The 25120-nt window shown below is 68.1% G+C and carries 24 protein-coding genes; 9 read left to right on the top strand and 15 right to left on the bottom strand.

The window, feature by feature from the left end:
* The first annotated feature begins 208 nt into the window (after window positions 1-208).
* Window positions 209-1456, top strand: coding sequence for an IS256 family transposase (locus tag O9K63_RS11500; RefSeq protein ID WP_277237970.1), 1248 nt, complete (start codon window positions 209-211; stop codon window positions 1454-1456).
* A gap of 54 nt (window positions 1457-1510) precedes the next feature.
* On the opposite strand, the gene O9K63_RS11495 is transcribed toward O9K63_RS11500, so the two are convergent.
* Entirely contained in the window at window positions 1511-3280 is a 1770-nt protein-coding gene (locus tag O9K63_RS11495; RefSeq protein WP_277237968.1) for a HEAT repeat domain-containing protein, read from the bottom strand.
* Between the two features lie 1162 nt (window positions 3281-4442).
* The gene (locus O9K63_RS11490) at window positions 4443-5096 is read right to left on the bottom strand and encodes a hypothetical protein (protein WP_277237966.1); all 654 of its coding nucleotides are present in this window, start codon (window positions 5094-5096) and stop codon (window positions 4443-4445) included.
* A gap of 505 nt (window positions 5097-5601) precedes the next feature.
* On the opposite strand from O9K63_RS11490, the gene O9K63_RS11485 reads away from it, so the two are divergent.
* Window positions 5602-6987, top strand: coding sequence for an FAD-binding oxidoreductase (locus tag O9K63_RS11485; protein WP_277237965.1), 1386 nt, complete (start codon window positions 5602-5604; stop codon window positions 6985-6987).
* On the top strand, window positions 6984-8252 hold the full coding sequence (locus tag O9K63_RS11480) for an SAM-dependent methyltransferase (RefSeq protein WP_277237964.1): 1269 nt from the start codon (window positions 6984-6986) through the stop codon (window positions 8250-8252). The genes O9K63_RS11485 and O9K63_RS11480 overlap by 4 nt, the downstream gene beginning before the upstream one ends.
* 94 nt (window positions 8253-8346) lie before the next feature.
* Here the strand turns inward: O9K63_RS11480 and O9K63_RS11475 are convergent, their stop codons facing one another.
* The 9 genes from O9K63_RS11475 to O9K63_RS16870 form a co-directional block, all read right to left on the bottom strand.
* A complete protein-coding gene (locus O9K63_RS11475) occupies window positions 8347-9768 on the bottom strand; it encodes an NADH-quinone oxidoreductase subunit N (RefSeq protein ID WP_277237962.1) in 1422 nt (473 codons plus the stop codon).
* A gap of 14 nt (window positions 9769-9782) precedes the next feature.
* A complete protein-coding gene (locus O9K63_RS11470; RefSeq protein ID WP_277237960.1) occupies window positions 9783-11273 on the bottom strand; it encodes a complex I subunit 4 family protein in 1491 nt (496 codons plus the stop codon).
* Window positions 11274-11275: 2 nt separating this feature from the next.
* Window positions 11276-13108, bottom strand: coding sequence for a proton-conducting transporter membrane subunit (locus O9K63_RS11465; RefSeq protein ID WP_277237959.1), 1833 nt, complete (start codon window positions 13106-13108; stop codon window positions 11276-11278).
* On the bottom strand, window positions 13105-13407 hold the full coding sequence (locus O9K63_RS11460) for an NADH-quinone oxidoreductase subunit NuoK (RefSeq protein ID WP_277237957.1): 303 nt from the start codon (window positions 13405-13407) through the stop codon (window positions 13105-13107). The genes O9K63_RS11465 and O9K63_RS11460 overlap by 4 nt, the downstream gene beginning before the upstream one ends.
* Window positions 13404-13970 (bottom strand): NADH-quinone oxidoreductase subunit J, encoded by a 567-nt coding sequence (locus tag O9K63_RS11455; RefSeq protein ID WP_277237955.1) that lies wholly within the window; start codon window positions 13968-13970, stop codon window positions 13404-13406. Before O9K63_RS11455 ends, O9K63_RS11460 begins: the two co-directional genes overlap by 4 nt.
* Window positions 13971-13973: 3 nt before the next feature.
* Window positions 13974-14909 carry a complex I subunit 1 family protein gene (locus O9K63_RS11450; RefSeq protein ID WP_277237953.1) on the bottom strand — a complete coding sequence of 312 codons (936 nt, stop codon included), beginning with the start codon at window positions 14907-14909 and terminating at the stop codon, window positions 13974-13976.
* Window positions 14902-16068: a hypothetical protein gene (locus tag O9K63_RS11445; protein WP_277237951.1), complete on the bottom strand. Its 1167-nt coding sequence runs from the start codon at window positions 16066-16068 to the stop codon at window positions 14902-14904. Before O9K63_RS11445 ends, O9K63_RS11450 begins: the two co-directional genes overlap by 8 nt.
* A complete protein-coding gene (locus tag O9K63_RS11440; protein WP_277237949.1) occupies window positions 16059-16409 on the bottom strand; it encodes an NADH-quinone oxidoreductase subunit A in 351 nt (116 codons plus the stop codon). The genes O9K63_RS11445 and O9K63_RS11440 overlap by 10 nt, the downstream gene beginning before the upstream one ends.
* A gap of 122 nt (window positions 16410-16531) precedes the next feature.
* Window positions 16532-16885: a YdhK family protein gene (locus O9K63_RS16870; RefSeq protein WP_431190320.1), complete on the bottom strand. Its 354-nt coding sequence runs from the start codon at window positions 16883-16885 to the stop codon at window positions 16532-16534.
* Between the two features lie 502 nt (window positions 16886-17387).
* Here O9K63_RS16870 and O9K63_RS11430 point away from each other — a divergent pair.
* Window positions 17388-17795: a four-helix bundle copper-binding protein gene (locus O9K63_RS11430; protein WP_277237945.1), complete on the top strand. Its 408-nt coding sequence runs from the start codon at window positions 17388-17390 to the stop codon at window positions 17793-17795.
* A 79-nt stretch (window positions 17796-17874) separates the two neighbouring features.
* Here the strand turns inward: O9K63_RS11430 and O9K63_RS11425 are convergent, their stop codons facing one another.
* From O9K63_RS11425 to O9K63_RS11410, 4 genes are all read right to left on the bottom strand, one after another.
* Entirely contained in the window at window positions 17875-18606 is a 732-nt protein-coding gene (locus tag O9K63_RS11425; protein ID WP_277237943.1) for a F510_1955 family glycosylhydrolase, read from the bottom strand.
* 250 nt (window positions 18607-18856) lie between these two features.
* Window positions 18857-19636, bottom strand: a complete 780-nt coding sequence (locus tag O9K63_RS11420) for a GTPase domain-containing protein (protein ID WP_277237942.1) — start codon at window positions 19634-19636, stop codon at window positions 18857-18859.
* A gap of 2 nt (window positions 19637-19638) precedes the next feature.
* On the bottom strand, window positions 19639-19860 hold the full coding sequence (locus O9K63_RS11415) for a mycoredoxin (RefSeq protein WP_277242312.1): 222 nt from the start codon (window positions 19858-19860) through the stop codon (window positions 19639-19641).
* A 108-nt stretch (window positions 19861-19968) separates the two neighbouring features.
* Window positions 19969-20475, bottom strand: a complete 507-nt coding sequence (locus O9K63_RS11410; RefSeq protein WP_277237940.1) for a SprT-like domain-containing protein — start codon at window positions 20473-20475, stop codon at window positions 19969-19971.
* Window positions 20476-20558: 83 nt separating this feature from the next.
* Here O9K63_RS11410 and O9K63_RS11405 point away from each other — a divergent pair, with 83 nt between their 5' ends.
* From O9K63_RS11405 to O9K63_RS11385, 5 genes are all read left to right on the top strand, one after another.
* Window positions 20559-21563: an LLM class flavin-dependent oxidoreductase gene (locus tag O9K63_RS11405; protein WP_277237939.1), complete on the top strand. Its 1005-nt coding sequence runs from the start codon at window positions 20559-20561 to the stop codon at window positions 21561-21563.
* Between the two features lie 179 nt (window positions 21564-21742).
* Window positions 21743-22543, top strand: coding sequence for a M57 family metalloprotease (locus O9K63_RS11400; protein WP_277237937.1), 801 nt, complete (start codon window positions 21743-21745; stop codon window positions 22541-22543).
* A 161-nt stretch (window positions 22544-22704) separates the two neighbouring features.
* Complete coding sequence (locus O9K63_RS11395; RefSeq protein ID WP_277237936.1) at window positions 22705-23679, top strand: ATP-binding cassette domain-containing protein; 975 nt, start codon at window positions 22705-22707, stop codon at window positions 23677-23679.
* Window positions 23676-24503: an ABC transporter permease gene (locus O9K63_RS11390; protein WP_277237934.1), complete on the top strand. Its 828-nt coding sequence runs from the start codon at window positions 23676-23678 to the stop codon at window positions 24501-24503. Before O9K63_RS11395 ends, O9K63_RS11390 begins: the two co-directional genes overlap by 4 nt.
* Window positions 24504-24576: 73 nt before the next feature.
* Complete coding sequence (locus O9K63_RS11385; RefSeq protein ID WP_277237932.1) at window positions 24577-25068, top strand: ASCH domain-containing protein; 492 nt, start codon at window positions 24577-24579, stop codon at window positions 25066-25068.
* The last annotated feature ends 52 nt before the right edge of the window (window positions 25069-25120 follow it).

The raw sequence follows: 25120 nt of genomic DNA, 5'->3' as shown, positions 1-25120 counted from the left end.
GAGCCACCCAGCGCATCAACCCCCGAGAAACGACCGAAAAGTCGGCCTTGAGGACCGGTCGCCCATCAAGTGATGAGGCAGGTTCAAGTTGAGTCCCGCATAGTGGTGTAGCGCAGGGTGGCCACGTCGTCCGTTACGGACGTAGGTGCGGTCACCGTGTGATCCTTCGAGTGAACCTCTCACAGCACTCTCGAACGGAGTCATCACGATGACCGCTCCACACATTGTCGACCCTGCCGGCCTGCTTGGTGAAGCCCTGAGCGAAGCCAGTCCTGATCTGATGCGGCACCTGCTGCAGACGATGATCAACGCGTTGTTGTCCGCGGACGCTGACGCCGTCGTCGGCGCCGAGTACGGACGGCCCACTCCGGGTCGCACCGCGCAACGCAACGGGTACCGCCACCGCGACCTGCACACCCGCGTCGGGACCGTCGACGTCGCCATCCCCAAGCTGCGCACCGGCAGCTACTTCCCCGAGTGGCTGCTCGAGCGGCGCAAGCGCGCCGAGTCGGCGCTGATCACCGTCGTCGCCGACTGTTACCTCGCCGGCGTGTCCACCCGCCGCATGGACAAGCTCGTCAAGACATTGGGGATCGACTCGCTGAGCAAGTCACAGGTCTCTCGGATGGCGGCCGACCTTGACCAACTCGTCGAGGACTTCCGCCACCGCCCCCTGAGCGACGAAGGACCATTCACGTTCGTATCCGCGGACGCGCTGACGATGAAGGTGCGCGAAGGTGGCCGGGTGATCAACGCCGTCGCGCTGATCGCCACCGGCGTCAACGCCGACGGGCACCGCGAGGTCCTGGGACTACGCGTGGCGACCTCGGAAACCGGTGCGGCGTGGAACGAGTTCTTCGCCGACCTGACCGCCCGCGGCCTGACCGGCGTCCGGCTGGTCACCTCAGATGCCCACGCCGGCCTGGTCGAGGCGATCGCGGCGAACCTGCCCGGAGCATCGTGGCAACGCTGTCGCACGCACTACAGCGCGAACCTGATGAGCGCCACGCCCAAGAGCATGTGGCCAGCGGTCAAGGCGATGCTGCACTCGGTGTACGACCAACCCGACAAGGACGCCGTCCAGGCACAGTTCGAGCGGCTGCTGGACTACGTCGACGGCAAACTGCCCGACGTCCACGAGCACCTCGACACCGCTCGAGCCGACATCCTGGCGTTCACCGCCTTCCCCAAAGACGTGTGGACCCAGATCTGGTCGAACAACCCCGCAGAGCGCCTCAACCGCGAGATCCGCCGCCGCACCGACGCCGTGGGCATCTTCCCCAACCGGGCCGCGATCGTGCGCCTGGTCGGCGCCGTGCTGGCCGAGCAGACCGACGAATGGGCCGAAGGCCGGCGCTACCTCGGCCTGGAAGTCCTCGCCCGCTGCCGCATCAACATCGTGCCCACCACCGACCCTGAGATCGGAGATGATCACCTACCCGCACTGACCGCCTGAATCATCACGAAGGAGTACACAGCGCTACACCACCCGAGGGGACTTGACCCAGGTTCAGCTATCGTCTTGGGCGGGGGTTCGTTTCGCCAGTAGCACTAGCGCCGCCGCACAGGCTTCCCTTACCCCAAGAGACATCGAATTTTCCGCCCTTTCCTCGATCGAGCGCACAACGGCGGGGACCGGCATGTCGCCTCTAGACCAAGCCTCTTCTACTCCACGGACGGTGAAAAGCGGAACAATGACGCCGTCTTCTCCTAGCAACTCGACCAGAAGTTCCTCCCATAGTGACCGCAACTCGTTCTGCGGTGCCGCTGCCCTCGCAAGGCCGTGCCCCGCGTTCGCGCGGACAGTGGCGTCTCGGTCACGGCAAAGTTGGACCAACAGGGCGTGTGCCCACGAGAACAAGCAGGCTGCGTTGCCAGCCATGGCGTCGAGTGTTCTAGCAGCCTCCACCCGCACCGCTGGAGCCGGATCCGACGTGAGGCGGACCAAATCCGAAAGTAGGGACGCTTCACCCCGGATACCTGTAAGAGCAGCAAGACGCAGCGCCGGGGCAAAAACGTCAGAACCACCACTGTTCGGCAAGTGCAAATTCTGGGACGCGAAGAGGCCGTCAACTCCGAGGGATAGTTCAGAAAGTGATTCGTTCGGAATCTCTTTCGACAGGCGAGCCAATCGGTCGACCGCATCTGCCTTTAGTTCGCGAGGAATATTCGGGTCTGTCACATAACCGATCACGGCCTCCCATAGGTCAGAAATACCCCCATTGTGCGCTAGGAGCGTAACGGCCAAGTCCGCGGGACTGAGACCCCCGAAACCGTACCCGCCGCGACTAGCCTTCTCCCGAATCCCGGTCATGGCTTCAATAAGCGACTCTGCCATCTCGACCGCACGAACGTGGCTGATGGGGGATAGGGCATCAGACGAAGCCGCCGAATTCAGTTCGGCTGCAATCGCCGTCAAGCCGGTACCTCCGCGGTCCACTGTGTCAGGGAGGCCCACGGCAGCGGCCACAGTCAATCGCACTGCAGAATGATCGACGCCTGTGGGCCCCTTCTCCAGCCAGTGGCGCCAGGCGCTTTGGGTGCCCAGTGTCACCTTCTCCCACTCGACGTACCGAAGTCCCACGGCGTAGGCATTCATAAGGATCTGTTCCTGAGGACCTTGAGTCACAAGTTGAAGGACCAAGGTGCACAAGTCTTCATCTCGCCCAGCAGTTCTCGAGAGGGTGCCGAGCGCCGCCATTCGACGGTCCATGCCGAAGCGGACATCCGTGTCCTTGGATGAATTTCGCATCGCTTGGGATAGGGCCTCAAAGCCCCTGGCCGCATCGGAGGAACCAAGCAGGTCGCCCCCCTGCGCCATAGCCTCTATATCCACGTCGCGCCACCATGACAAAGGACGTCGATGAATGACTGCTAACGCTTCCGCACGCACCACGTTCAGCGGCCCGTTGGCTCTAAAGTGCCGCGCGCCCTTGGCGAACGACTTTGTTTCCTTGGATTGGCGCAGCAGACGCAAGGCGTCTAACGGACCTTGCATATCGGCACGGAGCAGACGAATCTGTCCCAACACCTTGCGTCCATGTGGCGCATAGCGGCTACCAATCAGCTCCTGATGTATAAGTTCATTTATGATTGGGCCTTCAATGGTGTTCCGCGCCCCCCAAGTTACGGTGGGGTCTTTGGTCACAGTGTTGAATCGCTCATCTATCAGCTTATCAAAGCCTTCGCCGGCCGACGCCGAAAATTCGAGGAAAACACGAGCCTTTTCGGCCTTAACGCTTTCCATCCACGAATTGTCATGATGAAGGGGGCTGGTCATGCCAACATGTGATCGAGCCGACGTAATCAATTCGTCTCTGACCCGTCGCCAGACGTGGCTCGAATCCCAGGAGACCCCAGGGCTGATGTCAACTAACCCTAAGGGCGATGTATTGAGTTGACGGAGGTGCTCGAGCGCTATCCGCCCGTCCTTGACACCTGTACCGTTGGTCTCCGAGACACGGAGTGCTCGCTGAAGGTGCAACAAGGAACGAAGGAGCCCCCCGACTACTCCATCAACAGGCTCAAGTCTCGCTAAACCGTGATCGATCGCCGTCAATAGGGGTTCATAGTCGTCGAGGTCAGCTTTACCCGCTGCGTAAAAGAGGCACGCGACAGTTGCCAGGGCCAAGTCGTCTGCGGTCCTGGAGAGCAGCAATAGCGTGTCAAGCGCCTCCTCCGCCTGAGCGACGTCGAAAGCGTTGGCGCCAGCTTCTAATAGCAGGTCCTCCTCCCGAGTGCGCGGAAAGGACTCTGTGTTCCGTCTATCGGTCGGCCAGCCCTTAAGCCGGGTTGCCAACTCTCGCGGCGCGCTGAATGAGTCTTCTCTGAAATTTGGATGGACCGCCACATCTCGTGGCGCCACCACCGCAACAACCCAATTTAAGTTCAAGCTAACCTCCCGGGCAAATGGTACTCGGTTGAATATGGTCCTAAGCCCGGCGGGTCTGGCCCATCTAGTGACGCACGCGCCCTATCTAGTGTCTTGGCCTCTGGAAAGAACCCATGCGAGCTGCTCACAATGTGGTACTCAATTATCTTGGCAAAAGCATTCGGGATATCGTCAATCCCATCTATTGTCACTATCGCTGGCAATGGATGCGGCGATATGGTGCCAAAGAATTCGGCGGCTGTAAGGGTGGAGTGGGGCGCGGCAACGAGGAGTACGGCAGCCTTGCTATGAGTGCTACCTCGCGACAGCGCTGATGCAATTAGCTCCGCTATCAAAGCTTTATCGCCTGTAGTCTCTAGGAGTGCTATCACGCAAAGGGCCTCGTACGAATCTTCCTCGCCATCGACGGGTGCTTGACCTCCACCGTGTCTGGGCCGCACCGGGCGGGAGAGTCGATCTTGGGCAGCCTCCACCCCTAGTTCATAAGCTTCATATACCGACGGCGCCGGTAAGTTGGTCGATAGGATCGCGAGAACCTCTGGCAAGGGCACTAGTCGACCGAAACCCAAGCCTTAGTAGCGGCCACTGCCACTTTAGTCTCACCAGAGATGCAAAGAGCTGCGGGGATTTTGAAGCGCACAACGCTGGCGGTAGATTCTTCGACATGCACTGACTGCGCTCCGGTGTAGCGGGGGCACTGCTGCTGAATGTTCGTCAGAGTCTTAGGTGATACGACAGTCACGGTAGCGGTGGAACTCACTCTCAACACCAGCAGAATAACGCTGGCTACTGTGGTGATCATGGCCAATCCAGCCGCCCATTTGGCGAAGGTCACCCTTCTCCGTAGCGGCTTCACCTGACAAGCAGCTTCCTCGGCGAGAACGGTAAGGAGCTTCGGCGGTGGTACGCCGGCTAGGGACGCAGGTCCCGTGGTGACGGGCTCCATGTGACCGGATTTCTCGTTGTACCTCAGGTTCAATGGCGGCCGTGCTGCGGCGTCCAGGAATCCAAGGACCGCTGCGAGGTACAGTACCGCGGCGGTGACACTCAAGCCCTTGGCGGCTACGGGAATATCGCGTTCCGGACCAAGGAGTAGACCAGCCAGGAGCGCCGCCATCCCAGCGGACAGGAGGCCAGCGCCCGTCGATGCCCGTCGCCGCCACTCCTCTGGCGCACCGAAGATGACCTCATACCACTTGAGCACTACATCTTCGTGAGCGAGCTGAGCAGGTGCAACGCTGTCCTTTTGGGCCCCCGTATTTGTCACAGGAACATCTTGCCTTACAAGCAACGCGCTTGTGGGGTTCACTGCACCACTCACAGCGCGGGGTGCCTGCTGAGAATTCGGCGCTTGCCCATCGGGGAGCCAATTTGCTGGCTCATACCAAGGCAGGCACTTGAGGCGTCCTGCGTCACTTGCTCCGCCGTCTACCCGCGACGACCTGCTGCTGCGACATCTTTGGGCACGGAGGGGCCCGACGGGTCAGTCTGGGCAACGGACGGGGCCAAGCGCTCAGCCGGTGTGCACGAAATGGTGAAGCAACTTCGCGTGCGGGGGCAGGTCAGGCCGCCCACACTCAGCGTGAGGATCAGGGCAAGGGGCAGCGATCAGGAGGAGGGGCACGGCACAGAAGTGCCATCGGGGGCAGTTGATTTGGCCATCGAGGGGATCGCCAACTAGCCCACACCGCTCGGCTACAGTTGCATGTATGGCGCAGGTAGTTGGCTGGGCCTCGCACCGGGAGGCCGTGGAGCGGCTCGTTCGGTCGCGCGAGGCGATCCCGGACGGTGCGCCGGTGCGCCTGGCGAAACGGACCTCCAACCTGTTCCGACCGCGCTCGGGCACGGACGCGCCCGGGCTCGACGTCTCCGGCCTCACGGGTGTCATCGAGGTCGACGCCACCAACCGCACTGCGCAGGTGCAGGGCATGTGCACCTACGAGGACCTCGTCGCGGCCACGCTGCCGCACGGCCTCATCCCGCTCGTCGTGCCGCAGCTGCGCACGATCACCCTCGGCGGGGCGGTCACCGGCCTGGGCATCGAGGCCACGAGCTTCCGCAACGGGCTGCCGCACGAGTCCGTCCTGGAGATGGACGTCCTCACCGGCTCCGGCGAGATCGTCACGGCCACGCCCGACGGCGAGCACGCTGGCCTCTTCGCTGCCTTCCCCAACTCGTACGGCTCCCTCGGGTACGCCGTCCGGCTGCACATCGAGCTCGAGCCGGTGCGCTCGCGGGTGGCCCTGCGGCACCTGCGCTTCCACGACGCGTCGGCGCTCGCGGACGCGGTCGAGCAGATCGTCGCGGCCGGTGAGCACGAGGGGACCCGGGTGGACGGTCTCGACGGCGTGGCCTTCTCCCCGCACGAGATGTACCTGACACTCGCGACGTGGACCGACGCGCCGGGCCCGACGAGCGACTACACCGGCCAGCAGATCTTCTACCGCTCCCTGCAGCAGCGCCCCACCGACCTGCTGACGATGCACGACTACCTCTGGCGCTGGGACACCGACTGGTTCTGGTGCTCCGGGGCCTTCGGCGTGCAGGACCCCCGCATCCGCCGGATCTGGCCACGGCGCTGGCGCCGCTCGGACGTCTACCACAAGCTCATCGGGCTCGACCGGCGCTTCGACCTCGTCGACCGCCTCGACGCCCGCGTCGGCCGACCGCTGCGCGAGCGGGTCATCCAGGATGTCGAGGTGACGCTCGACCGGCTGCCCGAGTTCCTCGCATGGTTCGACGCCCGGGTGGGTATGCGTCCGGTGTGGTTGTGCCCCCTTCGCCTGCGGGAGGTCGACGGCGAGGTGCGCACCTGGCCGACCTACCCCCTTCGCCCGGGGGTGACCTACGTCAACGTCGGCTTCTGGGGGACCGTGCCCGTCGGGGACGACGCGCCGAACGGCCCGCTCAACCGCGCCATCGAGGCCAAGGTCCACGAGCTCGGTGGGCACAAGTCCCTCTACTCCGAGGCCTACTACGACCGTGAGGTCTTCGACCGTCTCTACGACGGCGCGAACCTCGCCCGTGTACGACAGGACTACGACCCCGACGGCCGGCTGACCGGCCTCTACGAGAAAGCGGTGGGAAGGCAATGAGCACGATCGCGATCGCCGACGCGTTGGCATCCTTCGTGCCGGAGGAGCTTCCGGTGCACATCACGGCGTACGACGGCAGCTCCGCCGGACCGCCGGATGCTCCCTTCACCATGGACCTGCGCACCGAGCGCGGGCTGTCGTACCTGCTCACCGCGCCGGGCGACCTGGGTGTCGTGCGGGCGTACGTCATGGGCGACCTCGTCGCGACCGGCTTCAACCCCGGTGACCCCTACCCGCTGATGAGCGCCATGCGCAACCAGAAGCGGTGGCGCATGCCCGGGCCGACGGAGGCACTGGAGGTGGTGCGCGGACTGGGATGGCGCCACCTCGACCCGCCGCCCGTCCCGTCCCAGGAGCACCTGCCGCGCTGGCGGCGCGTGGTCGAGGGGTTGCGCCACAGCAAGCAGCGCGACTCCGCGGCCATCAGCCACCACTACGACGTGTCCAACCGCTTCTACGAGCTGGTCCTCGGACCGTCGATGACCTACACGTGCGCGCTCTTCCCGACCGCCGACACCTCGCTCGAGGACGCGCAGTTCGCCAAGTACGACCTCATCGCACGCAAGCTCGACCTGCAGCCCGGGCAGCGGTTGCTCGACGTCGGTTGCGGCTGGGGCGGGATGGTCATGCACGCCGCCCGCGAGTACGGGGTGCGCGCGCTGGGCGTCACCCTCTCCCGGGCACAAGCGGACTGGGCCAAGGAGGCCATCGACCGCGCCGGTCTCGGGGACCTCGCCGAGGTGCGGTTCATGGACTACCGCGACGTGCCGGAGGGCGACTTCGACGCGGTGAGCTCCATCGGGCTGACCGAGCACATCGGGGTGCGCAACTACCCGTCGTACTTCGCCTCACTGCGCGACAAGCTGCGCCCCGGTGGCAGGCTGCTCAACCACTGCATCACCCGCCCCGACAACCGCCGTCGCGAGACCGGGCCCTTCATCGACCGGTACGTCTTCCCCGACGGGGAGCTGACCGGCATGGGCACGGTCCTGTCCGCGGCCCAGGACGCCGGGCTGGAGGTCCAGCACGCCGAGAACCTGCGCCCGCACTACGCGATGACCCTCGCCGGCTGGAACCGCAACCTCGCGGCCCACTGGGACGAGGCGGTCGCGGAGGTCGGGGAGGGCACCGCGCGCGTGTGGGGGCTGTACATGACCGGCTCGCGGATCGCCTTCGAGCGCCACGAGCTCGAGCTCGCCCACGTGCTCGCGACCAGGACGGATGCGAAGGGGGTCAGCGGCTACCCGCTGCGGCACACCTTCTGATCGAGCAGCCTGCCCGCCAGCCCGCCGGGTAGGGCTCGTGTCGTGTCGTACAGGTCACGACGGCGCTCTCCCGACCAGAGCAGCGCTGCCTCGTCTAGAGCAGCAGGGAGTCGGCCAACGCCGACCACAGGAGTCCGGCGCCGACCCCGAGCCCCACGCTCGCGGTGGCGGCGACCACGGCGGTCACCGCGGGCCAGGTCGCGACCTCACCCGTTCGCGGGATCTGCCGATCCCGCTCGCCCGAACGCGCGAGAGCGGGCCCGAACCAGCGCAGGTAGTAGAAGAGGCTGAGCAGGCTGTTGATCATCACCATCAGGGCAAGCCATGCGTGTCCGCCGTCCCAGGCGGCGGTGGCAGTGGCGAGCTTGCCCACGAACACCGCCGTCGGTGGGGTCCCCACCAGACCCAGCAGGGCGACGAGCAGTGCCAGCGCGAGTCCGGGCCGGGCACTGACCAGTCCGCGGTAGTCGTCCAGCTCTCGGCGATCGGGAAACGTCGCGGTGACCGCGAAGGCCGCAACATTGGTGAGAGCGTACGCAGCCAGGTAGAAGAGCAGGGAGGGCAGGGCGAGATCGCTGCGTCCGGCGGCGGCCACGGGCACGAGCAGGAACCCGACCTGGGAGACCGTCGACCAGCCCAGCAGTCGGCGAGGATCGCGCTGCCAGAAGGCGGCCAGGTTTCCCAGGACCATCGAGGCGGTGGCGAGTACCGCCACGACGACCAGCCAGGACTCGTTCCCGGCTGAGCTCACGGCCATGAGCCGATACATGGCCACCAGCGCTCCGACCTTGGGCACGGTGGTGAGGAAGGTCGCGGCGGTGACACCGGCACCCTGGGCGGCGTCGGGCACCCAGAAGTGGACGGGCACCCCGCCGGCCTTGAAGAGCAGACCGACGAGGACACACAGCACGCCGGCGCCCACGGCTGCGTCCGGAGCCACGGACAGTCCCTCCTCGAGTCCGGCGTAGTCGGTGGCGCCGGTCAGGGCGTAGAGCAGAGTGACCCCGAGCATGAGCACGATCCCAGAGAGCGCACCCATGAGGTAGGTCTTCACGGCCGCCTCGGCCCCGGATCGACCGCCCCGCAGCCCCACGATCCCGTACAGCGGAATGCTGGCGAGGAGGAACCCGACGATGAGCACGAGCAGGTCGGTGGTTCCTGCGAGGACCATGACCCCTGTGGCGGCGAAGAGCAGCAGCGCGTACGTGTCGGACTCGCGGGCGGAGCCAGCGATCTCCCCGGAGGCCACGCCCAGGATCAGCAGTGTGGTCAGCGCGGTGATCACCCGGGCGGCGCCGGTGGCGACGTCCACCGCAAAGGTCCCGGAGAACGCGGTCTGAGCAGGTCCGGCCATGGCGAAGGCCGCTGTGCCCGCCGCGCCCAGCAGTGCGAGTGCGGCAAGGGCGCGGGCGATCCACTGGCGGTCCCGGGGGAGGAATGACCCGCCCAGCAGAACGACGAGGCCACCGATGAAGGTGGTGATCTCCGGCAGCAGCAGAGCCGGTTGCATCTGCATCGATCCATTCACCCCTATTTCCCGACCAGGGTGATCAGGGCAGCGGACGCCGGCTCGATCACTCCGAGCAGGACCTGGGGCACCACGCCGATGAGCAAGGAGAGGGCAAGCAGCGGGCCGACCGACCACAGCTCCCGGCCGCGTAGGTCGGCGAATCCGGATGACTGGCCCTGCGTGGGACCGGTGAAGACTCGCTGGAGCGCCAGCAGGAACAAGGCGGCGGTGACGAGGATGCCCGGCAGGGCGATCGCGGTGACCGGGGCGACTGCGATGCTGCCGGCAAAGATCTGGAACTCGGCGATGAACCCGGACAGCCCGGGCAGGCCCAGCGAGGCGAAGGCCGCCACGGCGAACAGTGTCGCGTAGCGCGGTGCAGGCGTGGCCAGACCGCCGTAGGAACCCATGTCGTAGGTGCCGGCGCGGTTGTACATCACCCCCGCCAGGAGGAAGAGGGCGGCGGTGATCAGACCGTGACTGACCATCTGCACGACCGCGCCGGTCACCGCCACCGACCGGGCCTGCGCGGTGTCATCGACGAGGAGGCCGACCGCACCCAGGGCGAGGATGATGTAACCCATGTGGTTCACGGAGGTGTAGGCGATCATCCGCTTGAGGTTGGTCTGGGCCAGTGCCACGAACGCCCCGTACAGGACGGAGACGATGCCGACCGCCACGATCACCCAGGCCCATGCGCGCCAGGCCTCCGGCAGGATCGGCATGGCGATGCGCACGAAGCCGTAGGTCCCCATCTTCAGCAGCACGCCCGCCAGCACGGCCGAGCCGGTGGCCGGTGCATCGGTGTGGGCCGGGGGGAGCCAGGTGTGGAAAGGCACGGTCGGGGTCTTGACGGCCAGACCCAGGAGGATCGCCGCCAGGACGAAGCCTCCCGCCACCGGGTCGTCCTCCAGCGGCGTGGCCGCGACGAGCTCACGGATGTCGAAGGTGTGTGGGTCCGAGGCCACGTAGAGCCCGATGAACCCCAGGAGCAGGGCCAGGGATCCCAGGAACGTGTAGAGGAAGAACTTCAGGGCGGACCGGGCGGGGTCCCCGTGGCCCCAGCCGGCGATGACGAAGTACATGCCCACGATGGACAGATCGAAGAACACGAAGAACACGATGAGGTCGGCGGCCAAGAAGACCCCGAGGCTCACGCTCTGCAGGAAGAGGAACAGGGCGGTGTGCGCGCGAGGGCGCTCCCGATCGCGAAGGGCGTAGACGGCACATGCGAGGAAGACGACCGACGTCATGGCCACCAGCGGCAGCGACAGTCCGTCCACGCCGACGTGATAGCTGCTGCCGACCCCCGGGATCCACGGCACCTGCTCCTCGAAGGCCAGCCCGTTCGACCCGGGGTCCTCGTAGCCCGCCCAGAGCACGCCGACGAGCACCAGCTCGACGACGCTCACGGCTACCCACACCCACCGAGCGGCCGCGGCGCCCAACGAGGGGACCGCAGCGACGACTGCGGCGACGACCAAGGGGAGGAAGATGATCAGACTCAGCATGCTCAACCCATCACGGAGTAGACGGACCAGACCACGACGCCGACGGCGAGAACGGCGATGGTCTGCAGGAAGTACTGGTGGATGGCCCCCGTCTGCGGGGCCCGAGCCAACCGCCCGAGGCGGCGGACCTGTCCGGCGAGCGATGCCACGGCCCCGTCGACCAGGAGGTCATCGGCGCGCGCGGCTACCTTCGCCAGCCCCAGGGCTCGTCTTGCCAGCGCGTGCACGGTCCTGTCCAGGACCTCGTCGTCCAACCGTGCCAGGGCGCGTGCCACGGCCATGGAGGGACGCACGACGGCGGCCTGCGTGGCCGCTTCCAGTCCCAACCATCCGAGCGCCCATCTCGGCGCAGGTGCACGCAGTCGCAGCATCAGCAGCACGATGACCACCGCGATCACGGCCGAGACCGCGAGCTCGGCTGCCGGCACCGTGCCGTGGCCGCCCACGGCGTCGGCGAGCATGCCACCGATCGGCGGCAGGACGAGCACACCCAGGACGGCCGCACCGAGCGCGAGCAGGACCAGCGGCGCCTGCTCCAGGGTGCTCACGTCCGTGGTGGCGTCAGCCCGGACTCCCGCCCGCGAGTCGCGCCGCCAGATCACCCACAGTGCCTTGCCGGCGTAGGCGGCTGACAACGCCGCAGCCAGCAGCCCCGCCGCGTAGAGCCATGGGGATGACTTCAGCGCAGCGGTGAGCACGGCCTCCTTCGTCGCCCACAAGGACAGCGGCGCCACCCCCGCCAAGGCCAGCGCCGCCACACCCGCGGTCACACCCACGACCGGCCACCGACGGGCGACACCCCGTAGCTTCGCCAGCTCCTCGGTGCCCAGAGCGGTCAGCCATGCGCCCGCGGCCAGGAAGAGGAGAGCCTTGACCCAGGCGTGCGCCACCAGGTGGGCGGCGCCACCGCTGACCGTGCCGACGCCGGCGGCGAGCACCACGAAACCCAGCTGGGCGGCCGTGGAGGCGGCCAGCAGCTGCTTCAGCTCTCGTTGCGCCAACGCCACGACCCCCATGAGCACCGCCGTGGACACGCCGACCCACGCAGTGAGCGGGCCGGCCCACGCGGTGGAGGCCAGCAGGGGTTCCACGCGCAGCAGGAGGTATCCGCCCATCGCGACCATCGCTGCGGAGTGCAGCAGGGCACTGACGGGGCTGGGGCCCTTCATCGCTCCGGAGAGCCAGAAGGAGAAGGGCAGCTGCGCTGCCTTGCCCAGTGCCGCCACCACGATCCCGGCGGCGGCGACGTGACGCCACGAGCCCTGCGCGTTCGGCAGGTCGGCCAGGGCCATGCCCGCCCCTCCGGCCAACGCCGCGCCCGCACTGATGTAGAGACCGAGGTCAGCCGTGCGAGTGGTGATGAAGGCAGTGAGGCCCGCCGAGACACGGTCGGGGTCGCGCCACCAGAAGCCGATCAGGGCGTAGGAGGTCGCGCCCATGACCTCCCAGGCGAACAGCAGCGCCGGGATGCTGGCAGCGGTCGCAGTGACCAGGGCGGCCGCCGCGAAGATGAGCATCAGCCCGTGGAAGCGAGCCCGGGACTCCCGGATGTTCCCGGCCGCGAAGATGAGGACGAGGAAGGTCACGGTGGTGATCATCGGCACGACCAGCGCGGCGAGGGCGTCGACGTCGAGCGCGAAGTCCGCACCGACGACGAAGGGGTACGAGACGGTCGGGCGGGTCAGCGCAGTGACGAGCGACAGGGTGACCGTGATCGCCGAGGTGATCAGGGCGATGGGTGCCGCGCCGCGACCCGGACGGAGGACGGCCAGTGCACCACCCACGGTGGCCGGGAGCACCACCATGGCCACGAGTGCCGTCTGGGCGCCGATCATCGGGAGAGCTCCTCGGCCATGTCGGTCATGTCCGTCTCCGCCCGGCGATGCAACAGCGTGGCCACCGCGAAGCCCATGGCCATCTCCACCGTCATCGCGGCCAGCACCACCAGCAACAGGACCTGCCCGGAAGGGTCAGGGGCGAGGAAGAACCAGAACCCGGCGGCTGCCAGGAGCACCCCGTTGATCATCAGCTCCAGACCCATCATCACCATCACGACGACCTGCTGCGACAGGGCGCCGTAGAGGCCCACGGAGAACAGTGCGGCCGCCACCACCAGCACGCCTTCGAGAGTCATCGGCCCACCCCCCCGGACTGAGGATCGTCAGCCGGTCGGCGGCTCAGGTCGTCGCCGAATCGGTCGTAACGGGTGCGATGGGCAGCCAGGACCACGCCGGCCACGATCGTTGCGACCATGACCGGACCCATCACGGCCATGACCAGCATCTTCTCGCCCATGATCTCCAGACCGAGCGCGTGCGTCAGGTCCCCGGGGATGGCGCCACGGCGCTGCTCCGGCCAGGGGATGAGCAGCGCACCACCGGCCAGCAGGACGAAGGCGGCGACCGATGCGCCGATCGCCGTCTTCTTCCCATGGGTCATGTCCATGGGCATCAGTGCAGGATTCATGCCCATGAACATCACCATGTAGACGGCCATCACAGCCATCTCCATCACCATCATCAAGATCGTGATCAGCCCGAGGTAGCCCTGCTGCAGCAGCAGGATCTGCACACCCACGGCGACGAACGACAGGGCCAGTGCGTACGTGGCCCGGGCCATCGAGTCCACCATGAACACTGCGACGCCCGAGAGCACGGCGACCACGGCCAACATCCAGAACGCGATACCGATCAGCACGCCTCAGCCTCCCCGGACGACGACGAGGGACACGACCAGATCCTGGACCACGGCAGCGGGGAGCAGGACCATCCACCCGATCTCCATGAACCGGTCCGGGCGCCACAACGGAATCCTGCGACGCAGCCACACCAGCACCGCCAGCACGAGCACGGTCTTCGCAAGCATCCATGCCCAGCCGGGCAGCACCGGGCCGGCGCCACCCCCCAGGAACAGCGGTACCGAGAAGGCTGCTCCGGCGGTCAAGAAGAAGAAGCGCCCGCTCTGGAAGACCAAGCGGTCCACGGACGAGAGCTCTGCCAGCACCCCGCCGGCGATGTCTGCTGCCAGCGCTGGGGCGAACGGTCCCCACACGGAGAACCCGGCCACGCCCACCAGGTAGATGACGAAGGCCACCGGCATCCACACCACGAACCACAGGCCGTCCTGCGCGGCGACCACATCCCCGACACCGAGGCTGCTGGCGGCGATCGCCGGAGCCACGAGGGCGAACATCAGCGGCAGCTCGTAGGCCAGTCCATGGGCAAGGAAGCGGTAGCCCCCCACCAGACCGTGGGTTGAGTTGGCCCCCCATCCGGTCAGCCACACCAGCGCCCAGACCATGACATCGACGACGTTGAACCACACGATGCCCACCTGCGGATCGGCCAGCACCCACCGGCCCAGGGGGATCACCGCGACCACCAAGAAGGCACCGACGAACATCCCGGCACCACCGATCCGCCACAGCAGGGTGTCGGCGGCCAGGGTGGTGCGTCGCCGCTGCCGCAGCAGCCGGGCAGTGCGGCTCAGCGGCACGGTCCATCCGCCACCGTGGCCGTCCTCGTGGGCCGACAGCCGCGCGTCCAGCGCGACGGCAAGGTAGGCCAGCGCGCACAGGATGACTCCGGCCGGCACGGCCCACCACACAGGAACGATCTCCAGGGCACCGTCAGGCATGCCCCACCCCCTGGTCGACCAGGAACGGCTCCATCCCCACACTGGCCACCGCCAGCCGCGCGGTGGCCAGCTCCAACCCGACCACCAGCTGCGGCACCTTCTCCCACGGCACCGCGTGGCTGGCGGCCGAGGCCGCTTCCGCGTCCGCGATCTCGGTCCGAAGCCTGTCCACCATGGACGACAGGCGGTCGTGGGCGTCTCCTCCGCAGCCCTGCGGCAGGCCGTGGCGTGCCAGGTCGGACTGATCGAGCGTTAGTACCCCACGCAGGGACCAACGCAGCAGCCATGACGTCCGCACCGTGCGGTGCAGCGTCTCGATCGCCTCGCGGGCGGCGCGCCGGTCATCACGCAGCAGGGCATCCCTGGCGCGGCGAGCGCACGTGGTCGCACGTCCCGCGCCGGTGAGCGCCAGCAGCGCCACGACTCCGTCGCACCGCGCTGCCATGGCCGATGCAGGCGGTGCTTCGGGCTCGCCGCCGCTCGGGAGTCCACCCGGCCCGTCGACGACGGACCCCTCGGCGTCGACCACGACGTCGCCCTGCAGCGAGCAGAGCAACACCAGACCGGCCGGCCAGAACGGAAGGACGGGACCGAGTGGCAGATGCAGGACATCCATCTCGAGACCGTCGCGGTCCTCGCCACCCTCCGCCAACGCAATCCCCTCGGGTGCCATGTCCATGTCGCCGTGGTCCATCCCCTCGTGGTCCATGTCGCCGTGGTCCATCCCCTCGTGGTCCATGTCGCCGTGGTCCATGCCCTCGTGGTCCATGTCGCCGTGGTCCATGTCCTCGTGGTCCTCGGTCACCTGAGGCTTCTGCGCCCGCTCTCGGGCATCTGCCCGGTGGTACGAGGTGTCGAGCAAGAGACTCGCGGCGGCGTCGAGGGCTCCGTCGACGGCGCTGGGCGAGGGGATGTCGGCGCGCGCGCGTGGGCCGGGCATCTGGTCCCACAGGCGTTCCGTGAGGTCTGCGAGCTCAGGGCCCGGCGCGCCGCACACGGCCAGCACGTCAGCGTCCGCCGGCGTCCATGCCGTGCCCCAGCCCCGGCGCAGCATCTGTTGCTCGAGCTCGACGCGCGTCAGCCACTGCCCCGGAGCCTCGACGACCAGGACGCGGGCGCTGCGGACCGCCAGGCGGGCGAGCAGGCGAGTCACACCCATCGGAAGGCTCCCTCCCGCCACGCCCACACGACGGCGACGAGGAGCGCTCCCAGGAACAGGAACATCTCGACGACCGCGGAGATGCCCTTCTCGGCCACGACCACTGCCCACGGGTACATGAAGAGCATCTCGACGTCGAAGGCGAGAAAGACGATCGTGGCCGGATACCACCGTGCGTGGAACCGCGACAGAGCATGCTCCTGCGGCAACCAACCCGACTGGGCAGGGAGCGCTGCCAGCGGATCGGCCAGGACGCAGACCGCCCGGTGGAGCACGTAAAGGAACGCCACTGCGACCGTCGCCACCAGCGCCATGGCCAGGATTCCGTGCACCGCGATCATCCCTTCTCGCTCCGTCGGCAAACTCTCCTGAGGTGGCAGATCGGCTCGACCCTACAAGGCGTCCTCCGCCACGACCTGCGCTCTGCACCGCCCCGGCTGGGTGGTGCGGCCGGCCCGCTCCGTCAGTTCCTCGGTTGGATCTCGCTCTCCACGAACCACTTGTGGTTGGTCATCGTCTCGCCGTCGATCGTGAGGTCGACCATGTACACCGTCTCGTCGGTCGAGCGGTCGATCGTGGCCTCGGCGCCATCCATACCGGTCATGTGGTCGGCATCCAGACCGGTCTCGGTGCCGGCCGCGAGGGGCGCCTTGCCGGGATCCTCCAGCTCCTCGTGAACGACCCACTTGTGGTCGGTGACCCGCTCACCGCCATCCGTGGGGGTGTAGCTGACGGAGTAGGCCGTCGTGTCGAAGGCACCGGAGATGCTCGCCTCCGCTCCCTTCGTCCCTGACAGGTGATCAGCGGTCAGTGTCACCCTCGTACCCACGGGATACGTCGGCGAGCTCGCCCTTTCGGCTCCCTGTGGGGGAGGTCCACCATCCGCCTGGTGATCGGTCATCTCCTCGCCGGACCCGTGCTCCGATTCGGACGAGCCGGACGTCATCGACGAGTGAGGCGACTGCGTTGCCTCCTCCTCTGCCGCGCCGCCGCATCCTGCAAGCAGCGCAATGACCGCCGCGGCGGTCGTCGCTGCATGAACCTTGCGAGGGGTCGTCGCCATGCCGTCTCCTTCTCGTGCTTCTCCGCTGGACTGTCTACCCGTACCCCCCAACAGTATGTGCGCTTCGTCGGATGAGTCCGGATGAGCCGCGAGCGTGTCCTCGCATGAACGACGGCGTCGCGAGCTGTCGCTGGGGTAAACGGCCCCCGTCCGCGGTCATTCAGTTTCCGAGTACCTCGCCGGGGTAGACCCAAACTCGTCGACGCGCCTGCAGGATCGTTGTCGCGTCGTTCCATCGGACGGAAGGAGTAGTGACATGCACACCGTGGAGCAGATGCTCGACGCCTACCCGAAGGATCTGGGTGGCATCGACCGAGCCAAGCTGACCGAATGCATTCAGGCCTGTTTCGAGTGTGCCCAGACTTGCACCGCCTGTGCTGATGCCTGCCTGAGTGAGGACATGGTCGCTGACCTCACCAAGTGCATCCGCACCAACCTGGACTGCGCGGACATCTGCACGACGACCGGCTCCGCGCTCTCGCGCCACACGGGCTATGACGCCAACGTGACGCGCGCCCTCCTCGAAGCGTGTGCGACGGTCTGCAAGTCGTGCGCTGACAACTGCGATGAGCACGCCTCGATGCATGAGCACTGCCGCATCTGTGCCGAGGCGTGCCGGCGGTGTGAGCGGGCGTGCCGTGACCTGATCAGTTCGCTGGGCTGACCGGCGGGCGCTGCCGCCCTCGGCCCGCCGCCTACCCGGGCGTGGGCGGCAGCTGCGCCGGTGGTTCAGTGCCCACGAGTCACTGAATCAGCGTCCGGGTCGTTGTTCCTGCGTCCGTCGTGCTGATCACGCGTCCTTCGACGGACGCGATGATCTCCAGCTGCCCCTCAGCAGTGCGACCCGCCCACAGCGCCTCGGCCGCCCCGATGCTCTTCGGGTGACGACGCCAGGCGCGGCCGGCGTCATCGCTGGTGGCGATCCGTCCTCCGGGCGAGGAGACCACAACGGTGTCCTCGTCGGCCCACGCGGCGAGGACGGCGGTCTCCGGTGGGGTGAGGGAGGCCCACGTGGCGCCATCGTCCTGGCTGATGAGCAGGCCGGCCTCGGTGGTGGCCAGTACCCTCCCGGACGTCGGAGAGGCAGCCAGTACCCGTGGGGGCGAAGGGATCTCCCGTGTGGTCCAGGTCTTGGTGTCCCGGGTGTGACGAAGGGTTCCGTCGAAGCCGAGGACGCCAGTCGGTCCGGCGCTCAGAGCGTGGAAGTCCGATTGTCCTCCTCGTGACGCGATCTGCCAGGTGCCACCCGTGTCCTGTGAGGTGATGAGACCCACCGGCTGAGGGAGATCGGTGCCCGGTGCGGGGTGCCCGGAGGCGTAGAGAGTGCCATCGCCGTCGATGGCGAAGCCCATCAGGTCGATGGCGGGACCATTGCGGACGAGCTCGCCGTCGACCTGCTGGAACAAGCCCTGGTGTGTTGCCAGCAGCAGATCACCGGTGCGCGGGTGACGAGCGACTCCATGGATGTGGATCATGGGCGGGTGTTGCTCAGTCGAACCCTCTGTCCCCGGGCTGGGCGAGCCGTTGCCTGTGGGCTGGGGTGCCTCGGTCCGCGACGTCGAGGAGCAGCCGGACAGCAGCGCCACGACAGCGGCGCCACCGGCACCAAGGACAGCACGACGTCGGGGCCTCATGCGGTGTCACTCCACGACGATCATCAGCAGCAGGTCGGCCACGGCGCCACCGTATCGGCAGCGCTGACCGTGGGCCACAGCTCCTGCTGACTCATAGGTGGCCGCTGAGCTGGGCCATCCGCGCCTCGAGGCGGCTGATCAGCTGCGCGGAGCCGCGGTCGGCCTGCTTCTTCTCCTTGCCGGTGGTGGCCTCGGCCTCGGTGAACATCGGCACGACGTCGACGGAGAGGCGGGCACCGCCGGCGAGCGAGCGCAGCTCGTCGACCTTGGCGCCGAAGGGGGTGCCGCTGCCGGCGGAGTAGTACCGGACGGCGGCGTCCACGTCGTCGGCGAAGAGGTCCGACTTCGTCACGACGATGATCATCCAGATCGGCTTGTCCCGGCGCACGGCCATCGAGGCGATCCGGTGCGAGGTGATCGCGAAGTCCTCGAGCTCGGCCGCCAGCAGGTCCTCGCGCGTGGCGTCGGCGGGCATGGTCCCGCGCGGGGTGGCGTGGCCGTTGGCAACGACGTGCAGGACCCCGTCGACCGGGTCGTCGTGGAAGACCTCATCGAGCGCGGACAGCCTCGTCGCGGCGTTGTCGCCCGGGACGACGCGGAAGCGGAAGCCGCGGCCCTTGGCGGTCTTGCGGGTGCGGCGCTCCATCGTCGCCGAGCCATCGTCGAGGGCGGCGTCGACGGAGGCGCGCCGGGCGAGGCGGTCGGCCAGGCGGGTCTTGCCGACACCGGTCATCCCCGTCACCGCCACGGTCGGGAAGCGCCCCCGGAAGAGGTGCCCGAACTGCAGCGGTGCGTTGGACAGGGCCGACAGGGCGCCACCGGCAAGGCTGGTCCCGATCGCGGCCTTGGTCGGTTGGGAGAGCTTGGCCATGGTCAGCCCAGTTGTCTGCGCACGTCGGCCAGCGAGGGGTTCGTGGCCGACGAGCCGTCGGGGAAGAGCAGCGTCGGCACGGTCTGGTTGCCGCCGTTGACCGTCTCGACGAGCTCGGCGGTGCCGGGGGTGTTCTCGATGTTGATCTCGGTGTAGCCGATGCCCTCACGATCCAGCTGCGACTTCAGCCGACGGCAGTAGCCGCACCAGGTCGTGGAGAACATCGTCACCGTGCCCTCGGAGGGCAGGTCGACGCCGGGGGGCAGGATCTCGCGAACATTCACACCCACAGCCAACCATGCCGACGCCGGAATTCATCCCCGACGCGGGGATCAGCGGCGCGCGAGGATGCCGGCGAGCTCGCGACGATAGCCCGGACCGGGGTCGGTCGGCACCCCGTGGTGGGTCCACTCGAAGATCGAGTCGGGGCTGAACCGGGGGCCGCAGCGACGGCAGGACAGCACCCGTGACGGGCGCCGGTGCCGGTCGACGGTGTGTCCCTGCGGGCAGGTGCCGAGCCAGCTGCCGGGGATTCTGGCCGCGTCGTCGGGCAGGCACCGCTGCGGGCTCGCGCCGACCTCGATCGCGGTCCTCCGCCACCGGGGCCCGTGCGCCGCTGCGGGCCCGGCGAGTGCGTGCGCGATCTCGTGCAGGACGGTGTCGCGGACCTGGTCGAGGGTGTGCAGGCGGGTCAGGTGCCGGCTCAGACCGATCGCCCGGTCGGCGTAGTGGCACACCCCCGCCCGTCGCTTGGCGCGGTCGAGGACCAGCGTCCAGTCCTCGAGGCCGTGCTCGTCCATCAGCTCCCGTGCCAGCACTCGTGCGTCCCCGATGTCCATGCGCCAGAGAGTAGGTGCCGCCCCTGACAGCCCGGACCCCCCCTTCGCCACGGCCCGCGACGGGCCGGTGAGACGATGGCGCCATGAGTGCCGTGCTCCCTCCCCTGTCCCTCCTCGACCTGGCCACCGTCGCCCGGGACCAGCCGGTCGCCGAGGCGCTGGACCAGACCGTCACCCTGGCCCGGACCGCTGACGAGCTCGGCGCCTTCGAGCGACTGTGGTTCGCCGAGCACCACAACATGCCCCGGATCGCCTCGGCCGCGACCTCGGTGCTCATCGCGCACGTCGCGGCCCGCACCGAGCGCATCCGCGTCGGCTCCGGCGGCGTCATGCTGCCCAACCACTCGCCGCTGGTCATCGCCGAGCAGTTCGGCACCCTCGCCGAGCTGCACCCCGGGCGGATCGACCTCGGCCTGGGCCGGGCGCCCGGTACCGACGGTGCGACGATGCGCGCCCTGCGCACCGACCCGCGCGCCGCGGAGGCCTTTCCCCACGACGTGCGCGAGCTGCAGGGCTACCTCAGCGGCGAGACCCGGATCGAGGGCATCCACGCCTACCCGGGCCGCGGGACGAACGTGCCGCTGTACATCCTGGGCTCCTCGCTCTTCGGCGCCCAGCTCGCCGCCGCCTACGGGCTGCCGTACGCGTTCGCCAGCCACTTCGCCCCGGACGCGCTCGAGCAGGCCGTGCGCACCTACCGCGCGAAGTTCACCCCGAGCGAGCAGCTCGCCGAGCCGCACGTCATCGCGGCGCTGAACGTCATCGCCGCCGACGACAGCGCGACGGCGCAGGCCGCGCAGGAGAAGGTGCTGCACGCCCGGGTGCGCATGCTCGCCGGCCGGGTCGGCTCCGGAGGCATCGACGACGACATGGTCGTCGCGCTGCTCGACACCCAGGTCGGGGCGCAGGCCAAGCACATGCTCACCCACACCGTCGCCGGTGACCCCGACGAGGTGGCCTCCGGGCTCGCGGACTTCGCGGCGCTCGCCGATGCCGACGAGCTGATGGTCACCAACCCCGCCCCGGGTCTCGACCAGCGGGTGCGCACCCTGCAGATCCTCGCCGAGGTCGCCGGCCGGAGCGCCTGATCGACGCAGGACGTCCGTCGGATCGAGGTGATCGGCGACGGACGTCCTGACCAAATCGTGAGGAGCAGTGGCTCTTCCCGTACCCGCGGCTGGCAGTTTCGAGGGAGCTGCGCGCCCTACCGTCGGGCCAGGGGGGACGCGACCGCACTCCCCCTTCGCCACAGGGAAGGGACAACCACATGAAGCGCACCACCCGCGCTGCCGGTATCCTCGCGATCGCGGCGTCCGTCTCGATGGGGGCGGCGACAGCCGTCCAGGCCGAGGACGTCGACCCGCCCTCGTACCAGGAGTTCCGCGCCGACACCTACCAGGACGCCGACCGGCAGTACATCGTCGACGGCGACATCCCGGTGAGCACGCAGGCCGACCTGCGCGACTTCTACGACCGCATGACGGGGCAGGACAACAGCACCAACCTCGTCGTCAACCAGGTCTACGGCCGGGACGACGTGTGGAGCGCCGGCCAGGCCCGGGACCTCACCTACTGCGTGAGCACCAAGTTCCGCGGCGACCACGACGCGGTCGCCGCCGCGATGGACTCCGGTGCCGCCCAGTGGGAGTCGGCCAGCTCCGGCGTCGACTTCGTCCACGTCGCGAGCGAGGACAGCTCGTGCACCACGCGCAACCGCAACGTCCTCTTCTCCGTCGAGCCGGTCAAGCAGGCCAACTACATCGCGCGCGCCTTCTTCCCCAGCTCCTCCGACCGGTACATGAACGTCCTGGTCAACACCAGCCAGATCTTCACCTCCGGCTGGGAGCCGTCGAACATCATGGCCCACGAGCTCGGCCACACCCTCGGCTTCCGTCACGAGCACACGCGTCCTGAGGCCGGCACCTGCTTCGAGGACAACAACTGGCGTGCGCTGACCCCCTACGACTCGTCGTCGATCATGCACTACCCGCAGTGCAACGGCACCGACGGCAGCCTGACCATGACCGACTGGGACCGGCAGGGCATCCAGTCCGTCTACGGGTCGTGAGGACCGCCCCCTCCGCCCGGTGATGCCACGGCATGGCGAAGGGGGCTGACCGCCGCCTCCCCGTGGGCTCTCCTCCGCCCCCGGGGAGGCGGCCACCTCTGCCGCGGCGCTGACGAAAATCGGGTTGGGGTCGTCGGTGGACTGCAATAGCCTTGCCGATCGTGGGTGATGCAGCGATCGAGGCCGAGGGCCTGACCAAGAGCTATGGGCAGGTGCGGGCCCTGCGGGGCATCGACCTGTCCGTGCCGGCGGGGAGCGTCCTGGGGGTCCTGGGACCCAACGGCGCCGGCAAGACGACGGCGGTGCGCATCCTCTCCACGCTCATCCAGCCGGACTCCGGCCGCGCTCGGGTCGCCGGCATCGACGTCGTCGCCGATCCTCTCGCGGTGCGCTCGCGCATCGGGGTCGCCGGGCAGTACGCGGCCGTCGACGAGTACCTCACCGGCCGGGAGAACCTCGAGATGATCGGCCGGCTGTACCACCTGGGTGGCAGGGAGGCGCGTCGTCGTGCGGGCGAGCTGCTCACCGACTTCAGCCTCGACGACGCGGCCGACCGCACCGCCAAGACCTACTCCGGTGGCATGCGGCGCCGCCTCGACCTCGCCGGCGCGCTGGTCACCCGGCCACCGGTGGTCTTCCTCGACGAGCCGACGACCGGGCTGGACCCGCGCTCGCGCGGCGACATGTGGGAGGTCATCCGCGACCTCGTCGGGTCCGGCGCGACGGTGCTGCTGACGACGCAGTACCTCGAGGAGGCCGACTTCCTCGCCGACGACATCGTCGTCATCGACCAGGGCCGGATCATCGCCCAGGGCACGGCCGACCAGCTCAAGGCGCAGGTGGGCGGCGAGCGGCTGACGGTCACGGTCGAGGACGAGGAGCGGCTCGACCACGCGGTCGCCGTCCTCGTGCCCATCGGTGTCGGAGAGGTCGGTGTCGACGCCCACACCCGCACACTCACGGTCCCGATTGACAACGGCACCGGCGCGCTCGTCGACGCCGTGGGTCGTCTCGGACGGGAGGGAATCACCGTGCAGGACATCGGGATCCGGCGTCCGACGCTGGACGACGCCTTCCTCACCCTCACCGGCCACCACGCCGAGGACGAGACCGAGACCCGGCAGGAGAGGGCATGACCCACCTCGTCAGCGACTCGTGGACGATCGTCCGGCGCAACATCATCAAGCTGCGTCGTGTCCCCGACCTGCTCGTCTTCACCACCCTGCAGCCGATCATGTTCGTGCTGCTCTTCGGCTTCGTCTTCGGTGCCCTGACCCAGGGCAACTCCGACGGCTACCGCGAGTTCCTCATGGCCGGGATCTTTGCGCAGACCGTCGTCTTCGGGGGGACGTTCACCGGCTTCGGGATGGCCGAGGACATGCAGAAGGGCGTCATCGACCGATTCCGCACGCTGCCGATGCACCCGGGTGCCGTCCTCATCGGCCGCACCCTGTCCGACGTGGTCAACAACGTCATCTCGCTGCTGGTCATGGGGATCACCGGGCTGCTCATCGGCTGGCGGATCCGTGACGGGGTCATCGACGCCGTCGTCGCGACGCTGCTGCTGCTCCTCTTCGCCTACACGATCAGCTGGGTGATGGCCTGGGTCGGGCTGAAGGTGCGCACCCCCGAGGTCGTGGGCAATGCCTCCTTCATCATCATCTTCCCGCTGACCTTCATCGCCAACACCTTCGTGCCCGCCGAGCGGCTCCCTGCCGCGCTGCGGACCTTCGCCGGGTGGAACCCGATCTCCACCCTCACGCACGCGGTGCGGGACAACTTCGGCAACCTCGGGGCGCTCGCCGACACGGGGATGACCGCCGAGGCGGCGCGCGAGGCGGCCGAGTACACGTGGGCCCTGCAGAACGCCGAGATCTACACGCTCGGTTGGATCCTGCTGATCATGGCGATCTTCGTGCCGCTGTCGATCCGGACCTACCAGCGCACCGTCCTGCGGTAGCTGCCGGCCGCGGTTCGATGTATTACTGCGCGCTGGGGCACGCGCAGAGGTATCGAACCGGCAGGATGTGGGCATGGATGACATCGAGGCCTTCTGGGAGCGCGCGCAGCAGCACGCCGAGCTGGCGACCGTGAGCTCGTACATGGGCGAGAGCGTCATCGCGACGCTGCGACCCCCGGCGTGGGCCTTCGGTGCGACGCCCGAGCAGGCCGACGAGCTGCTCGGCCTCGTGCTCGACGGGACGAAGACGGCGACGTCCTCGGCCCTGTGGGACTACGAGGCCGAGGGGGAGGACCTGCCGGTGGCCGGCACCCTGGGCATCGTCGTCGACAGCGCCGGGACGCCGCGGGCCCTGGTCGTGACCACCGATGTGCGCACCGTGCCCTTCGACGAGGTCGACGAGGAGCACGCTCGCGCGGAGGGGGAGGGAGATCGCTCCCTGGCCCACTGGCGCCGGGTCCACGAGGACTTCTTCACCGAGCACGCGAGCCACGACAAGGGCTTCGCGCGGGACATGCCCGTCGTCCTCGAGCGCTTCCGCGTCCTGCACGCCGAGCCGGCCTGACCGCGGGATGAGCGCACGACCCCAGGGAAATGCGGCCCGAATCCCCCGCCGC

The organism is Janibacter cremeus (genome assembly GCF_029395675.1).
GTDB lineage: Bacteria > Actinomycetota > Actinomycetes > Actinomycetales > Dermatophilaceae > Janibacter > Janibacter cremeus_A.
This window is presented reverse-complemented; position numbering and strand designations above follow the sequence as displayed.

Excerpts from the sequence above, each read along its gene's own strand:
- O9K63_RS11500 (WP_277237970.1), top strand. The coding sequence starts at position 209 with ATGACCGCTCCACACATTGTCGACCCTGCCGGCCTGCTTGGTGAAGCC.
- O9K63_RS11495 (WP_277237968.1), bottom strand. The coding sequence starts at position 3,280 with ATGACCAGCCCCCTTCATCATGACAATTCGTGGATGGAAAGCGTTAAG.
- O9K63_RS11485 (WP_277237965.1), top strand. The coding sequence starts at position 5,602 with ATGGCGCAGGTAGTTGGCTGGGCCTCGCACCGGGAGGCCGTGGAGCGG.
- O9K63_RS11480 (WP_277237964.1), top strand. The coding sequence starts at position 6,984 with ATGAGCACGATCGCGATCGCCGACGCGTTGGCATCCTTCGTGCCGGAG.
- O9K63_RS11475 (WP_277237962.1), bottom strand. The coding sequence starts at position 9,768 with ATGCAGATGCAACCGGCTCTGCTGCTGCCGGAGATCACCACCTTCATC.
- O9K63_RS11470 (WP_277237960.1), bottom strand. The coding sequence starts at position 11,273 with ATGCTGAGTCTGATCATCTTCCTCCCCTTGGTCGTCGCCGCAGTCGTC.
- O9K63_RS11465 (WP_277237959.1), bottom strand. The coding sequence starts at position 13,108 with ATGATCGGCGCCCAGACGGCACTCGTGGCCATGGTGGTGCTCCCGGCC.
- O9K63_RS11460 (WP_277237957.1), bottom strand. The coding sequence starts at position 13,407 with ATGACTCTCGAAGGCGTGCTGGTGGTGGCGGCCGCACTGTTCTCCGTG.
- O9K63_RS11450 (WP_277237953.1), bottom strand. The coding sequence starts at position 14,909 with ATGCCTGACGGTGCCCTGGAGATCGTTCCTGTGTGGTGGGCCGTGCCG.
- O9K63_RS11445 (WP_277237951.1), bottom strand. The coding sequence starts at position 16,068 with ATGGGTGTGACTCGCCTGCTCGCCCGCCTGGCGGTCCGCAGCGCCCGC.
- O9K63_RS11440 (WP_277237949.1), bottom strand. The coding sequence starts at position 16,409 with ATGATCGCGGTGCACGGAATCCTGGCCATGGCGCTGGTGGCGACGGTC.
- O9K63_RS11430 (WP_277237945.1), top strand. The coding sequence starts at position 17,388 with ATGCACACCGTGGAGCAGATGCTCGACGCCTACCCGAAGGATCTGGGT.
- O9K63_RS11425 (WP_277237943.1), bottom strand. The coding sequence starts at position 18,606 with ATGATCCACATCCATGGAGTCGCTCGTCACCCGCGCACCGGTGATCTG.
- O9K63_RS11420 (WP_277237942.1), bottom strand. The coding sequence starts at position 19,636 with ATGGCCAAGCTCTCCCAACCGACCAAGGCCGCGATCGGGACCAGCCTT.
- O9K63_RS11415 (WP_277242312.1), bottom strand. The coding sequence starts at position 19,860 with ATGTTCTCCACGACCTGGTGCGGCTACTGCCGTCGGCTGAAGTCGCAG.
- O9K63_RS11410 (WP_277237940.1), bottom strand. The coding sequence starts at position 20,475 with ATGGACATCGGGGACGCACGAGTGCTGGCACGGGAGCTGATGGACGAG.
- O9K63_RS11405 (WP_277237939.1), top strand. The coding sequence starts at position 20,559 with ATGAGTGCCGTGCTCCCTCCCCTGTCCCTCCTCGACCTGGCCACCGTC.
- O9K63_RS11400 (WP_277237937.1), top strand. The coding sequence starts at position 21,743 with ATGAAGCGCACCACCCGCGCTGCCGGTATCCTCGCGATCGCGGCGTCC.
- O9K63_RS11390 (WP_277237934.1), top strand. The coding sequence starts at position 23,676 with ATGACCCACCTCGTCAGCGACTCGTGGACGATCGTCCGGCGCAACATC.
- O9K63_RS11385 (WP_277237932.1), top strand. The coding sequence starts at position 24,577 with ATGGATGACATCGAGGCCTTCTGGGAGCGCGCGCAGCAGCACGCCGAG.